Source organism: Mycobacterium sp. (assembly GCF_002863225.1).
Lineage (GTDB): Bacteria > Actinomycetota > Actinomycetes > Mycobacteriales > Mycobacteriaceae > Mycobacterium.
Map to the genome: position 1 here is coordinate 91,338 of NZ_PKEK01000051.1, position 14,134 is coordinate 105,471.

Genomic DNA, 14,134 nt, shown 5'->3' on the forward strand with positions numbered 1-14,134 from the left:
TCCATGCTCAATCGAGAGCATGTGCTGACCGGACAGCCAGATCGCACGCCTCGCTCACGAGCTCGGCACGACCGCGAGGACTCTGGCACCCGATGCTGATCCGGACCGCCTTGTCGACCCACACCGTCCAACGGATGTCGTGACCCGCCCGGACCTCCCGGTAGGTCACTGCCGCACGACCCGCGGTTTGGCCCGCCGGGTTGAAGTCGACGAATACACCCGTGGGCGCGGCATCGATCGCCCCTTTCAGGAAGTCCGCGGTCGCGGCCAGGCCCGTCAGGGCGACCCGCGATTGAGTTGCGTGCACAGCGAGGTCGGGATCGCCGGGTGACGTGACCTGAACCCGCGCCGACCCCGGACCCGCCACGATCCGCCGTTTCGACCACTGCGACGGAACGTCGAACGCTATCCGGCCTTCGACGACCGTCGTCGTCGGAACGTGTTGGGAGGAGTGCGGTTCGGCGTGGTGATGCCAGGCCGCGATGCCGGGAAAGGCCACGGCCAGCAGCACCGCCGAGATCAGCGGCCCGCGAAAACGTCCGGTTCGCGAATGGGGCGTCGCCGCAGCCCGGACCGGCGAGTTGAGGTGTCCGACCAGCTTTTTCAGCAGGAGGTCATCCATGATCACCACACCCACACCGTGGGAACCCGCCAACCGTTTGGAGATCGCTGTCGCCAACGTGGCGGCGCCACAGACTGTCGGCGGTGCATCGATCACCACCGTCTCCGGAATATCCGGCGCCATCGCGACCACCGACCCCGCGACCGTGTCGGCGTCAGCATCCACCTCACCGCTGCGGGTCTCGACAGTCAACGAGGTGCCGGTGAGCACGACGATGTCGTCCGCGATCTCGACGACCGCAGATCGACTCTGGGCGGCAGACGCTCGACGCGACAGCCACGTCCGCGGCTGGATGTCGGCCACCCCGACCAACACCCGCGCGGCCTCGTCCACCACCGCGACGCGAGCCGGCGACCACCACGACGGGTGGATCACGGTGACGCGTCCGGACGCACCGCAGTCGATCGACGCAAGGACGTTCTTCCAGAGCTCCGCGACGGCGAGCGGCTGGAGATCGACCAGCGCGATGTGATCGTCGATGCTCTCGAACGCAGCCCGCTCCGTCTCCTCGTCGTCGATAGTGGCTCCGCCGCAACACAATCGACGGACCGACCGCGGTCCGACCTCGAGCAGATGCGCGGTCATGGTGGCGGCGCCCAGCCAACCTGAACGAGTTGGGCGTCGCCGCGACGAGTGATCAGCACACCGCGCCCGGGCGGCAGCAGAGCGGGGCGCACCGATCCGATCGTCAGCCCCTCGTCGGGGCTTGCGCTCATCAGCAGCGTCGTGCAACCGGCATCCCGCAACCCGGCAAGCAGCGGTTCGAACATGGCACGCGCAGCACCGCCGGTGCGCCGTGCGACCACGAGATGCAGTCCCAGGTCCCGGCCGTAGGGCAGCAGTTCAGTCAAGGGCGCCAGCGGATTACCCGTCGCGCCGCTTGTCAGGTCGTAGTCGTCGACGACAATGAAGATTTCCTTCCCGGACCACCACGACCGGTTGCGTAGTTGCCACGACGTGGCATTCGCGGGCGCCATTCGCTGGCGCAACAGCTGCATCAGCTGCGGCATCACCTCGGCAACCGTGTCCGCGGCAGCCAGGTACCCGCCGAGTTGCGCAGACGCCGCGTCGACGGCGTCCAGCAGACCGCGCCGCGGGTCGACGATGAAAAGCTGCGCCGTCGTGGAGGTCCTGAGCAACTCACCGCAGAGCAACCGCAGCGTTGCGGTTTTCCCGCATTCGCTGTCACCCACGATCATCAAATGCTGGTGCTGCCCGAAATCAATTGTCACCGGGCACAGTTCGTCTGCTTCGACGCCGAGGATGGGTGTGCTCGCGAGTTCGCCGGCCTGCTCGAGCAGCCGGTGATGCGGAACCTGCGTGGGCAACATCGGGATGGCCGGTGCATTCCAGCCTCCGTGACGATTCCGCAGCATCTCCCCCACCGCCAGCCCCGCGTCTGCGAGGCTCCGCTCGGACTCCTCACCGTCGAGTCGCGGCAGGGCGACGATCATGTGCAGGCCGTCGTGGCTGAGTCCCCGACCGGGCATTCCCGCGGGAACTTCGTGCGCCCGCCGGCGATCCAGTTCGGAATCCGACGGATCGCCGAGCCGCAATTCGATCCGCGTTCCCAACTGATCGCGCAGGGCGGGCCGAATCTCGGCCCACCGGGAGGCCGACACCGCGACATGCACACCGTAGGCGAGACCTTCGGCGGCGAGCGTGGTGATCGATGCTTCCGCGGTTTCGCTTTCGCGTATCAGGCCCTGCCATCCGTCGACGATCAGGAATACGTCCCCGAATGGATCGCACACCGGGTCACGCGCCGCCTTGAGCTGACGGTAGTGCTGCATCGATTCGATGCCGTGCCGGCGGAAAAGCTGTTCGCGCGAACGGATTACCGCCAGGAGTCGGGCGATCGTGCGGCCCAGCCGCTCGGGATCGGTACGTCCGGCCACCGAGCCGACATGCGGCCAATCGCGCAGACCCGCCAGAGCTCCGCCGCCGAAGTCGAGACAATAGAACTGCACCGAGTGCGGATCGTGACTGACGGCCAGCGCGGTGATCAGCGTTCGCAACGCGGTCGACTTGCCGGACCGGGGACCACCGATGAGCGCGACGTTGCCTGCTGCACATGATAATTCGACGACCAAGGGGGTACGCCGCTGCTCGAACGGACGGTCGACGACACCGATCGGAGCCGAGAGGGCGGGCAGCGGCCCAGCCTGCTGCAGGACCGCGTTCAGGGCCGGCGCCGCCTCCAGCGGCGGCAGCCATACCTCCCGAGCCGGCGGGCCGTCCTGCGACAGTCGCTGGACGACCGCTTCCAGCACCGTGGGCGATTCGCTTCGGTGGGCCTCGGGGGCTGGGTCATGACGGATCGGCCCGACGGCTTCGGCAGTGAACAGTCGGACCGGTGCTGGACGAGCGTCGCACCGCGGTACGGTCGGCTGCCCGTCGGAACCGGTGACCGTCGGGCCGGAGACGTAGGCTGCGTGAAACTGCACCGGCGCGACCGTGCCGACCCGCAGGAATGCCGCGCCCGGTGTGGCGGGTAGCTCGTAGGCCTCCGATGTACCGAGGACGACCCGAGACTCGTGAGATGACAACGTCTTCAGGCATATCCGGTAGGACAGATGCGATTCCAGACCCCGCAGCCTGCCCTCGTCGAGCCGTTGACTGGCCAGTAGCAGATGCACGCCCAGCGATCGCCCGAGCCGGCCGATTGCGACGAACACCTCTGCGAAATCCGGCTGCTGGCTCAGTAGTTCGGAGAACTCGTCGACGATGACGAACAGCGACGGCAGCGGCTCGAGGCCGGCATCGAGCATCCGTCTTCGCCGGTAGGCCGCTACACCGTCGAGGTTGCCCGCCCCGCGAAGCACCTCTTGGCGGCGATTCATCTCGCCCATCAACGCATCGCGCATTCGAGCGACCAGCGCTGCCTTGTCGGACAAGTTGGTGATGAGCGCCGCGACATGCGGAGCCGGCTCTAACCCTGCGAACGTCGCACCGCCCTTGAAATCGACCAGCACCAAGTTCAGCTCCTCGGGCGAATGCCCGGCGATCATCCCCAAGGCGACCGTCCGCAGTAGTTCCGATTTACCCGAGCCCGTTGCGCCGACGCACAATCCGTGCGGACCCATCCCGTCCGCGGCGGCCTCATCGATGTCCAGCTCGACCGGCGTCCCCGCGGCCGTAGTCCCAACCGGAACGCGCAATCTCTTCGTGGCTCGATGGGCACCCGGGGCGAAGTGCTCGACGTCGGGAATCCCGACGAGTTCCTGCCACGTGCCGCCACTCGATATCGCCGACGGGCTGGGCCGGTAGCCGGCCAGCCGCTGCGCGCACGCCAACGCCGCGGCGCAACTGAGCTGATCCGGATGGACGACAATCTCCCTGTCAGACGCCCTGACCACCACCGGTTCGCCGCGACGGCCACCGACCGTCAGCGTCGTCACCCGTGGGGTGGCCCATTCGGTGTCATCGCGCTCGCCATCGAGCAGGACGACGAGATGTGGCACGGTCAGGTCGCTGAGGGCTTCGTGCGCGGCCGACCGCGACGCGTACACCATTCGCGCGGGACCGATCTCGTCGACAGCGTTCGGATGTCTGTTGTGCGGCAGCCATTTCAGCCACTCCCAGGCCGGCCGATGATGTTCGTCGACGACAGCGGCGACCAACATCGTTGCCGGAGTGTGCATGACGGCCAACTGGCAGATCATCGCCCGCACCAACGCACGCCCCCGGCTCGGGTCACCGTCGATGCTGACCGTCTTCTCACCGCGCAGCGCGATCGCGACCGGCAGGTTCGGCACGGTCGACTGCGCGTCGAGAAATCGGTGCATCGCATCCAGCGACAACGGATCCACCCGGCGTGCCGACTCGAGGACCGGTGGGGCCAGACGAGTGGCGAGTGGCAGCGCTCCGAGACCGAGCCGCACCTGACCGAAATCCGGGTGCGCCTCGTCCCGCTCCCACATCCGCGGTCCGCCGACCAGGGTCCACAGCAGGCCCGGATCGGGATGGCACCAGCTGATCGAAACATGCTGGGCTGCAGCGCTCTTGAGGGCGGCGGCGCGCACATCGGATAGGTGGCCGAAATAGTCCACCCGTTGCGCGTCGATTTCACCGCGGCGCCGGTCGACACCGGAGAGCACCGTCGCAATCGCCGACATCAGCATCATCAGCGGGAGCATCATGAACACCGGATTGCGCGCCACCGCCGAACGCGCCTGGTAAGCGACCGCCATCGCCCCCACCGTCACCAGAGCGGCGACCAACGGAAGAAAGCGAACCAGCTGATTCGCCGGTGGCCGAGGGGTCACTTCCGGCGGGGCCGCCAACACGAGGTCCGGTGTCTCGCACAGCGGCGGCGGCAGTCGCTCCATGCTTCGGGCACGCTATGCACGACCACGATCACCGGCAAGTCGCCTGTGGATCAACGGAAGCGGAGTGTCGTCGTTGCAGCTAGCGTGCGAGCCGGCGAAATGGAGATCGGCGTGCAACACACCTCGGCGGCACCCTCAGGCGTGCGCCACCTGACCGTTCACGCCGGCGCCGGCGGTGTCGATGTGGTGGTCTCGGCGCAGACGCCGTTGGGGTCGTTGCTACCCGCGATCGTCGATGTGCTGGCCATCGATCCCGGCCCGGTCGCGGTCCAGTTTCAGCTGCTCACCCCGAGCGGTTCGGTGCTGGACACGTCGAAGACATTGATCGAGTTGGGGATTCGTGACGGAACCACACTGTCGTTGATCCGGTCGCAGACGGAGTTTCCGGCTCCGCCCAGCGATGATGCCGCCGAGGCGGTATCGGCTGCGGTCACCACCATCGAGCGTGGCTGGACCCGGCGATCGCTCGAGCGTGCCGGGACTTTGCTGGCATTCGGCTCCGCCGGTGTCACCGCGGTGGTGCTGGTGCGGGCCGGTGTCGACGATGCGCATCACGCCGGCTGTGCCGCCACCTCCGCAGCGATCAGCGTGCTTGCGCTCCTCGCGGCGGCCGGCGCGTATCGCATCGCCGGTGCACCCGGGGCGGGCATGGTGCTGGGCGTAATAGCCACCGGATTCGCGGCCATCGCAGGACTGATCGGCGTGCCCGAGGGACCGGGCACACCGAACGCGCTCTTCGCCGCCGCCGCAGCGGCACCGTGCGCGGTGGTGATGTGTGGGATCGCCTGCCAGACAGTCGTCTTCACGGCGCTGGCCTGCTTTGCGACAACGTGTGTCACCGCGGCCGCGGTGTGCGTGCTCGCCGACGTATCACTTCCGGCCATGGGCGCGGGGCTGGCGGCGGTGTCGTTGGCCGTCATCGAAGCCTCACCCGCGGCGTCGGTGATGCTCACGCGGCTGTCGGCGCAGCAGATCCGCGATGCACCAGATCAGTGGGAACTGAGAATAGTTCGTGCACACCGTTGGCTCGCCGGCCTGATGTCGGCGTTCTCGGCGTCAGCCGCGCTCGGGGCTGTCGGCGCGTTGCTCGGCACATCTCCACCCAGGTTGCTGTTCGCTGCGGTGGTGGGCGGCCTTCTGCTGCTGCGGTCTCGGGCTCATCGCGACGTGAGCCGGTCGTTGCCGCCGCTGATCTGTGGAGCGGTGACGCTGGCCGCTGTGTTCGTTGCGGGCGCGGAGGTGTACCCGGAGTACGCGCCACACGTCGCCGCCCTGGCGACGCTGCTGGGGTCCGGCGCCGTGTACCTCGGCTTTTCAGCCGGTCCGACGATGCCCTCCCCGGTGTGGCGGCGAACCGTCGAGGTGGTCGAGTACCTCGGCTTCGCGACGGTTGTCCCGTTGACCTTTTGGCTGTGCGGCCTGCTCAGCACTGTGCGCGGCATGAATCTCTCGTGAAGTCAGGGCGATTGACGCTGTGGCGATGTGTGGCAGCTGCGACGTTGGCCGCCTGGCCGCAGTGCGTCACATCGCCTGCGCAAGCGGTGTCACCGCCGCCCGTCGACGAGCGTTACCTGCCGCAACCGGCACCGGCAAGCCCGCCCCGGCCGACCGTGCAGCGGGAGATCTGCGCGGTGCCGTCATTGCAGCGCGACACCGCGGCCGACCAGCTCGCTGCACTCGACCTGCACCGGGTGTGGCGTCTCACCCGCGGCGCCGGTCAGCTCGTCGCGATCATCGACACCGGGGTCGCACCGAACCCACGGTTACCGCGTGTGCTGCCCGGCGGTGACTACGTGTCCACGGGCAATGGAACACAGGATTGCGACGGACACGGTACAGCGGTGGCGGGAATCATCGCCGGCGCAGCGGAATCCAACCACGCCGACGACTTCAGCGGCGTCGCCCCGGGCGCCAACCTGATCAGCATCCGCCAGTCCAGCACCAGGTTCGGACCCGCCGCGGACCCGGCCGTCGCCGGATACGGGGACGTGACCACGATGGCACGCGCGGTACGAACCGCTGCCGATCTGAACGCCTCGGTGATCAACATATCCTCGGTCGCCTGCACTCCGGCGGGCTCAGCTCTGGACGATCGCGCACTCGGCGCCGCGTTGTCCTACGCGGTCGACACCAAGAATGCTGTCGTGGTGGCCGCAGCGGGAAATGCCGGCGCCGGGCAGTGCCCGCCCCAGCGACGCGGCGCTACCTGGGAGACCGCGACGGTTGTTGCGAGCCCAGGCTGGTACGACGACTACGTGCTCACGGTGGGTTCGGTGAACGCGGCCGGGCAGCCCTCGTCGTTCACCCTCGCTGGGCCATGGGTGGACGTCGCAGCGCCCGGTGAGGGGTTGACCTCGCTGAGCACATCGGGCGGTCTGGCCAATGTGCTTGGCAACGAGCATGATTCGACTCCGCTGTCCGGCACGAGTTACGCCGCGCCGGTGGTCAGCGGACTGGCAGCGCTGATCCGATCCCGATTCCCGACCTGGACCGCCCGCCAGGTGATGCAGCGCATCAAGGCGACCGCGCATCGTCCACCCGGCGGACCGGATCCGCGCGTCGGCGTCGGCGTCGTGGACCTGCTCTCCGCCGTGAGCACCGATGCTCCCGCCGCGCCGTCGCCCACAACGAACCGGGCGCCGGCACCCCTCGATGAACCTCCCGCGACCCCTACGCGCAATCCCAGGGTCCGACAGATGGCACTGTGCGGCGTCACGATGTGTGGTGGGTCGTTGGCGGCACTGCTGTTGCTGCGCGCGACCTGGACACGGCTACGGCGATCGGGTTCCCGCCGGCGGAACATCCTGAGCGACTGAGGCACTGGCCCTACTCAACGTCGGACCCGCAGGCAGAGCGGTCAGCAGCGACCACGGTGAGGCCTCCAAGGAGTCCGCCAGGCCGAGATCATGAGCCGCGTCGTCGTCGGACACGCCGAACCGAACCCCGGTGTCCGACACCAGATAGCGACCGCCCGCACGCGCGTTGACACCGGACAGCCCGGTGGCGCGAACGAAGGCCGCCCGCCCGGGCGGCAGGTAGACCGCGTCGACTGCCGGCCCCGCTCCGTCCGCCTGCGCCAACGTGACCGGCGCCTGTCCTGCCGGAATCGGCAGTCCGCCAACAGAAAAAGACACGATCGCGCCGTCGGGGGTGGCATGCCGCCAGCCTGTACAGAACGTCGGGCCGTCAGTGGTCGGGGGGCCACCGACATGGTCGGGGAAGTCGCTGACCGGCAGACGCGTCACGGCCGTCGCGGCCCGGATGACGTCGGGCGCGACCGCGACGGCGGTGCGGGTGCCCTGCGAATCGGCGAACCGTATGAGGTCGGCGACAACCTGCCCGACGCGCTGAATCCCCTCCCGCAGAACGACGTAATGCTCATCGCCACCGGCCAGGGCCACCCGCAGCACGCTGCCAACCGGGAACCCGGCGAGTGCGCCCGGTCCGGGTCTGCCGGCATCGGGAATGCGCGGCGCGGTGATCGACGGCGACTCGGGTATCAGGTTCAGCAGCACCGGCGACACCCGTCGTGGTGACCGTCCATCGAGCAGCAAGGCGCGGGCCGTCGCCGCGTCATCCGGGTGGACGACGGACCTGCGCCCGTCGAACAGCAGGTAGGTCGAGCCGCCGGATGTCGGTGTGACAAGCAATGTCTGGTCGCGCCTCAGCGGATCTGATCGCTGATCCGCGCCGACGATCACCGTCGTACCGTCGCGGCTGTCGCACACCGTCCACTGCGATTCGTTGCTGTCGAGCGGCGCTCCGACAAACTGAGGAGCACCGGGAATGCCCACCAGCCGACCCAGCTTCGCCTGACGCAAGGACGTCGCCGCCATCGGCTGCGGGTCGGCGCCCGTCTTGGCGATCAGCCGTGCCGACGCCAGGTTCAGCACTGGATGCAACGTGTCACCGATCCGGACGAACAGCGCCCCGGTCTGCTGCTCCATCAGGATCGGCGCCGTCCCCAGCCCGGGTTGCGGGCGCATCAGGGCAAGCGCCAGGCATCCCGCCAGCAGAAAAATCGAGAGCGCCAGACCGGCCGTCATCGACCGAATCGGCGCTCGCGTCGACTCGTCAACGGCCCGAAGGTCGCCGCCCAGCAACGCCCGCTCGAGGCGCCGCCGCATGAAGCGCTGACCGCTGATCTGCAGCCTGGTGGTCGGAAGCCATGCCACCCGCGTCACGGTAGGCACCGATCGCTTCGCATCCCGACCGCGATCCACAGCCAATGCCTAACCCCGTAGATATGACCTAAAGCCGCAAAATCCGTAGAATCACCTGGTGAGCATTAGCCCCAAGAGTCCCTTTGTGCGGCGTCGCCGCTGGTCACGAGCCCTCGGCCTGACCGCAGCCGCATTGCTGAGCGCGGGCGCACTGCTCGTCGCGCCGCACGGGACCCCGTCCGCCGAGGCCGACAACTGCCCCGACATCGCGGTCACCTTCGCCCGCGGCACCGACGAACCCAAGGGGCTGGGCCGCGTCGGCGACGCCCTGGTCGACGGCATCCGGCAGAACACCGGCAAGAACGTCGACGCCTATGGCGTCAACTACCGGGCCACGCTGTTCCAGATCCATGGCAACGACGGCGCCAAGGACGCGATCAAGCACATCCAGGAGATGGCCGACAAGTGCCCGGCCACCCCGCAGGTGCTCGGCGGCTACTCCCAGGGCGCGTCGGTGGTCGACATCGTCACCGGAACGCAGATCGGCGGCGTCGGCTGGGGCGACTCGCTACCGGCCAAGTACGCCGACCACGTGGTCGCGGTGACCACCTTCGGCAACCCGGCCGACCGCAGCGGCGGATCGATCGCCGCGCAGAGCGCGCTGTTCGGCGCCAAGTCCGTCGACTACTGCAACCCCGAGGACCCGATCTGCCACGCCGGGCAGGGCAACGAATGGAAGGGTCACACCGACGGCTATGTGCCGGTGTACACCAGCCAGGCCGCCAGCTTCGTCTCGACGCGGCTGCTGTCAGTGTTGCCGCCGACCAGCGCCACCGGCCCGATCGGTCCGCAGACCGGCCCCACCGGGCCCCTCGGTCCGCTGCCCGGGCCCAGCCCGCAGTCGAACCAGGGTCCGCTGCCCGGACCCAACCCCTACGCCCCGTCCCCGTCGGTGGTCGACCAAACCCGTCCCGTCGCGTTTCGCTGATCGCCATGACAATCCGGGCCGCGTGCGCCCTCGCCGCGTTGGTCATGGTGGCGACGCTCGCGCCTGTCGCGGCTCCCACGATGCTCCCGACCGCCTCCGCCGCCTGCCATGACGCCGAGGTGGTGTTCGCCCGCGGCCGCCAGGAGTCGCCCGGCGCCGGGATCCTCGGCAACGCCTTCGTCAGCGCGCTGCGGTCCAGGGGCAACCGGGATGTCGGCCTCTACGCGGTGCAGTACCCGGCCAATACCGAGGTCACCGTCGGCGCCAACGACATGAGCGCGCACGTGCAGTCGATCATCAACAACTGCCCGAACACCCGCGTGGTGCTGGGCGGCTACTCTCTGGGCGCCGCCGTCACCGACGTCGTGATGGCGGCTCCCGGCGCGATGTTCGGCTTCACCAATCCGCTCCCGCCCGGCGCCGATCAGCACATCGCGGCGGTCGCCCTGTTCGGCAACGGCACCAGGTGGGTGGGGCCGATCGCGAACTTCAACCCGGTCTACACCGACCGGACCATCGACCTCTGCCACGGCGCCGACCCGATCTGCAACCCGGCCGACCCGCACACCTGGTCGGACAACTGGAATCAGCACATGGCCGGCGGCTACATCCAGGACGGCATGGTCAACCAGGCGGCCGACTTCGTCGCGGGCAAGCTGGCCTAGGTCGCTGATCTCACGCACAGGTCGGTATCAGCGGGCAGCTAGTTTCACCCGCTAGCTTTTCGCTATGCGATCAGGTCTGCTCCGGTTGGCGGCGGTGACGTTGTCAGCGGCCGGCCTGGTCATGGCACCCGCCCTGGCGCCCCACTCGCTGACGAATGCGGCGACGGCTTCGGCGGCGTGCCCGGACGTCGAGGTCGCCTTCGCCCGTGGCCGGGAGGAAGCTCCCGGCGTCGGCGCGGTCGGGCAGTCCCTGGTCAACGCGCTGCAGAAGCGGTTGCCGCACAAGACGATCGGCGCCTACGGGGTCAACTACCCCGCCGACGTCAGCGTCACCAAGGGTTCCAACGACATGAGCGCCCACGTCCAATCGATGGCCAACGCCTGCCCCAACACCCGTCAGGTGCTCGGTGGCTACTCGCTGGGTGCGGCCGCCGCCGACGTCGTGATCGCCATGAACCAGCCGGGGTTCGGCTACACCAATCCCCTGCCGCCGGCCGCGGACCAGCACATCGCGGCAATCGCGTTGTTCGGCAACGGCACCCAGAAGGTGGTCGGCGCTGTGCCCGGCCCCCGGCCGGATCTGGCCGGCAAGGTGATCGACCTGTGTGCGCCCGGTGATCCGATCTGTACCGGCGGTACCCAGGACCTGCACTGGCACTCGCATCTGCAGCCGTCGTACCTCGACTCGGGCCTGGTCGATCAGGCGGCGAACTTCGTGGCGGCCAGACTCTAGTCGCGGGTGCGGAGGTCGCGGGTGATCAGCGTCCGGGCCTGCAATTCACTGTCGGGTGGATAGTCCACCCCGGCCAGCGTCAAACCCCGCGCGGGCGCGGCCGCGTAGTCGCTGGAACGCTGTGTGTCGCTGAGCAACTCGACGCACCACTGCGCGGTGCGCCGATGCTCGCCGACCGCCAGCAGCGCGCCGACCAGCGACCGCACCATCGACCAGCAGAACGCGTCGGCGGTCACGTGCGCGGTGATCAGGTCGCCGTCGCGCTCCCAGTCGAACCGCTGCAGGTCGCGAATCGTGGTCGCACCCTCGCGGTGGCGACAGAACGCCGCGAAGTCGTTGAGCCCCAACATTTTCTGCGAGGCGGACGCCATCGCCTCGACATCCAGCGGCCGCGGCCAACTGGTGACCACGCGGGCCTGCTGCGGATCCACCCCGTAGTCGGCGGTCGAGATGCGATAGACGTAATGCCGGCGTAGCGCCGAGAACCGTGCGTCGAATCCCGCTGGGGCACGGACGATCCGGCGCACCCGCACGTCGGCGGGCAACAGTCTGGCGAGTCGACGGACCAGCGGCTGGAACTCCGGCTGATTCGGCCGCGGCGTGCGCGGATAGACGTGGCGCAGCGAATCCAGCGGAACGTCGACATGGGCGACCTGGCCGGTCGCGTGCACGCCGGTGTCGGTGCGACCGGCCGCGCGCAACCGCAGCGGGGTGCGGAACACCGTCGACGTCGCCTCTTCGAGGACACCCGCGACAGTGCGCTGGCCGGCCTGCGTGGCCCACCCCGCGAAATCTGTTCCGTCGTAAGCGATATCGAGCCTGAGACGAACGAGCCCGCCATCAGTGTCGATGGCGGGCACGTCGTTCAACGGCAGATCTTCAGGACTCGTCAGCGCCCTTGGCTTCTTCCCCGGCGGCTTCGGCCTCAGGGGCTTCGGCCTCGGTGGCTTCGGCTGTCGGCTCGGCGGCCTCGGTGGCAAACTCTTCGACCGCCTCGGGCTCGACCGCGGCCTGCGGCGCCGCCGCGGCGGCCTCCGGTGCCGGTGCCTTGGCGGGCGCCTTCGACGCGCCCACCCGACGCGCCCGGTCGGCTTCCGACGTCACCGTCTTCTCCTGCACCAGCTCGATGACCGCCATCGGGGCGTTGTCGCCCTTGCGGTTCTCGACCTTGATGATGCGGGTGTAGCCGCCGTTGCGGTCGGCGAAGAACGGCCCGATCTCGGCGAACAGGTTGTGCACCACGTCCTTGTCGCGGATCTTCTTGAGCACCTCACGCCGGTTGTGCAGCGTGCCCTTCTTGGCGTGGGTGATCAGCTTCTCGGCATAGGGCCGAAGTGCCCGCGCCTTGGGCTCGGTGGTCTTGATCCGGCCGTGCTCGAACAGCGCCGTCGCCAGGTTGGCCAGGATCGCCTTCTGGTGCGCAGACGATCCGCCGAGGCGGGGTCCCTTGGTGGGCTTGGGCATTGCGACTTCTCCTCATTGGGGCCGGCCCCCGTATCAGGTAGGGCCGGGACGGCACTCTTGTCGAGCGGTTGGGCTTTAGAGCTGTTCGGTTTCGGCGTAGTCCTGGTCGTCGTAGGCGGCGGCCTCGGCGGACCAGGTGCCGGTGGCGACGTCGTAACCGGCGACCTCGGACGGGTCGAAGCTGGCCGGGCTGTCCTTGAGCGACAGACCCAACTGGTGCAGCTTGACCTTCACCTCGTCGATGGACTTCTGACCGAAGTTGCGGATGTCGAGCAGGTCGGACTCGGTACGGGAGACCAGCTCGCCGACGGTATGCACGCCTTCGCGCTTGAGGCAGTTGTACGAACGCACGGTCAGGTCCAGGTCGTCGATCGGCAGGGCGAACGACGCGATGTGGTCGGCCTCGGCCGGTGACGGGCCGATCTCGATGCCCTCGGCCTCGACGTTGAGTTCGCGTGCCAGACCGAACAATTCGACCAGCGTCTTACCCGCCGACGCCAGCGCGTCCCGGGGGCCGATCGAGCTCTTGGTCTCGACGTCGAGGATCAGCTTGTCGAAGTCGGTCCGCTGCTCGACACGGGTGGCGTCCACCTTGTAGGTGACCTTCAGCACCGGCGAGTAGATGGAATCGACTGGGATGCGGCCGATTTCGGCACCCGACGCCTTATTCTGGACGGCGGGGACATATCCACGGCCACGCTCGACGACGAGCTCGATCTCGAGCTTGCCCTTGTCGTTCAGCGTCGCGATGTGCATGTCCGGGTTGTGCACGGTGACACCGGCCGGCGGCACGATGTCACCCGCGGTGACCTCGCCCGGACCCTGCTTGCGCAGGTACATGGTGACCGGCTCGTCCTCCTCGGAGGACACCACCAGGCTCTTGAGGTTCAGGATGATGTCGGTGACGTCTTCTTTGACCCCGGGCACGGTGGTGAATTCGTGCAACACACCGTCGATGCGAATGCTGGTGACCGCGGCGCCCGGAATCGAGGACAGCAGCGTGCGCCGCAGCGAGTTACCGAGCGTGTAGCCGAAACCCGGCTCCAGCGGCTCGATGACGAACTGTGAACGGCTGTCGCTGATGACCTCTTCGGACAGAGTCGGTCGCTGTGAAATCAGCATGGTGTTCTTCTATCTCCTTCTCGGCATCCGCTATTTGATGCCAATT

The 14,134-nt window shown here is 68.3% G+C and carries 11 protein-coding genes; 5 read left to right on the forward strand and 6 right to left on the reverse strand.

Features of this window, described 5'->3' with window-relative positions; genetic code table 11:
- Positions 1-7 precede the first annotated feature (7 nt).
- Positions 8-1,207: a type VII secretion-associated protein gene (locus CYU59_RS17600; RefSeq protein ID WP_292992042.1), complete on the reverse strand. Its 1,200-nt coding sequence runs from the start codon at positions 1,205-1,207 to the stop codon at positions 8-10.
- Entirely contained in the window at positions 1,204-4,953 is a 3,750-nt protein-coding gene (eccCb, locus tag CYU59_RS17605) for a type VII secretion protein EccCb (RefSeq protein ID WP_292992044.1), read from the reverse strand. The genes CYU59_RS17600 and eccCb overlap by 4 nt, the downstream gene beginning before the upstream one ends.
- An 84-nt stretch (positions 4,954-5,037) precedes the next feature.
- On the opposite strand from eccCb, the gene eccD reads away from it, so the two are divergent.
- Positions 5,038-6,408, forward strand: coding sequence for a type VII secretion integral membrane protein EccD (gene eccD, locus CYU59_RS17610; protein WP_292992047.1), 1,371 nt, complete (start codon positions 5,038-5,040; stop codon positions 6,406-6,408).
- A 29-nt stretch (positions 6,409-6,437) separates the two neighbouring features.
- Positions 6,438-7,769, forward strand: coding sequence for a type VII secretion-associated serine protease mycosin (mycP, locus tag CYU59_RS17615; RefSeq protein WP_292992050.1), 1,332 nt, complete (start codon positions 6,438-6,440; stop codon positions 7,767-7,769).
- On the opposite strand, the gene eccB is transcribed toward mycP, so the two are convergent.
- Complete coding sequence (gene eccB / locus CYU59_RS17620) at positions 7,725-9,128, reverse strand: type VII secretion protein EccB (RefSeq protein ID WP_292992053.1); 1,404 nt, start codon at positions 9,126-9,128, stop codon at positions 7,725-7,727. The two genes, mycP and eccB, sit on opposite strands and share 45 nt — an antisense overlap.
- A 133-nt stretch (positions 9,129-9,261) precedes the next feature.
- On the opposite strand from eccB, the gene CYU59_RS17625 reads away from it, so the two are divergent.
- The 3 genes from CYU59_RS17625 to CYU59_RS17635 all read left to right on the forward strand — a co-directional run bounded on the left by CYU59_RS17625 (position 9,262) and on the right by CYU59_RS17635 (position 11,502).
- Entirely contained in the window at positions 9,262-10,104 is an 843-nt protein-coding gene (locus tag CYU59_RS17625) for a cutinase family protein (protein ID WP_363114923.1), read from the forward strand.
- Between the two features lie 44 nt (positions 10,105-10,148).
- Entirely contained in the window at positions 10,149-10,769 is a 621-nt protein-coding gene (locus CYU59_RS17630; RefSeq protein ID WP_293001175.1) for a cutinase family protein, read from the forward strand.
- A gap of 64 nt (positions 10,770-10,833) precedes the next feature.
- Positions 10,834-11,502 (forward strand): cutinase family protein, encoded by a 669-nt coding sequence (locus CYU59_RS17635; protein ID WP_292992057.1) that lies wholly within the window; start codon positions 10,834-10,836, stop codon positions 11,500-11,502.
- On the opposite strand, the gene truA is transcribed toward CYU59_RS17635, so the two are convergent.
- The 3 genes from truA to CYU59_RS17650 all read right to left on the reverse strand — a co-directional run bounded on the left by truA (position 11,499) and on the right by CYU59_RS17650 (position 14,088).
- Positions 11,499-12,371: a tRNA pseudouridine(38-40) synthase TruA gene (gene truA / locus CYU59_RS17640; protein WP_292992059.1), complete on the reverse strand. Its 873-nt coding sequence runs from the start codon at positions 12,369-12,371 to the stop codon at positions 11,499-11,501. The two genes, CYU59_RS17635 and truA, sit on opposite strands and share 4 nt — an antisense overlap.
- Positions 12,372-12,381: 10 nt before the next feature.
- Positions 12,382-12,966 carry a 50S ribosomal protein L17 gene (gene rplQ, locus CYU59_RS17645; RefSeq protein WP_292992061.1) on the reverse strand — a complete coding sequence of 195 codons (585 nt, stop codon included), beginning with the start codon at positions 12,964-12,966 and terminating at the stop codon, positions 12,382-12,384.
- A gap of 75 nt (positions 12,967-13,041) precedes the next feature.
- Positions 13,042-14,088 carry a DNA-directed RNA polymerase subunit alpha gene (locus CYU59_RS17650; RefSeq protein WP_240259689.1) on the reverse strand — a complete coding sequence of 349 codons (1,047 nt, stop codon included), beginning with the start codon at positions 14,086-14,088 and terminating at the stop codon, positions 13,042-13,044.
- Positions 14,089-14,134 lie beyond the last annotated feature (46 nt).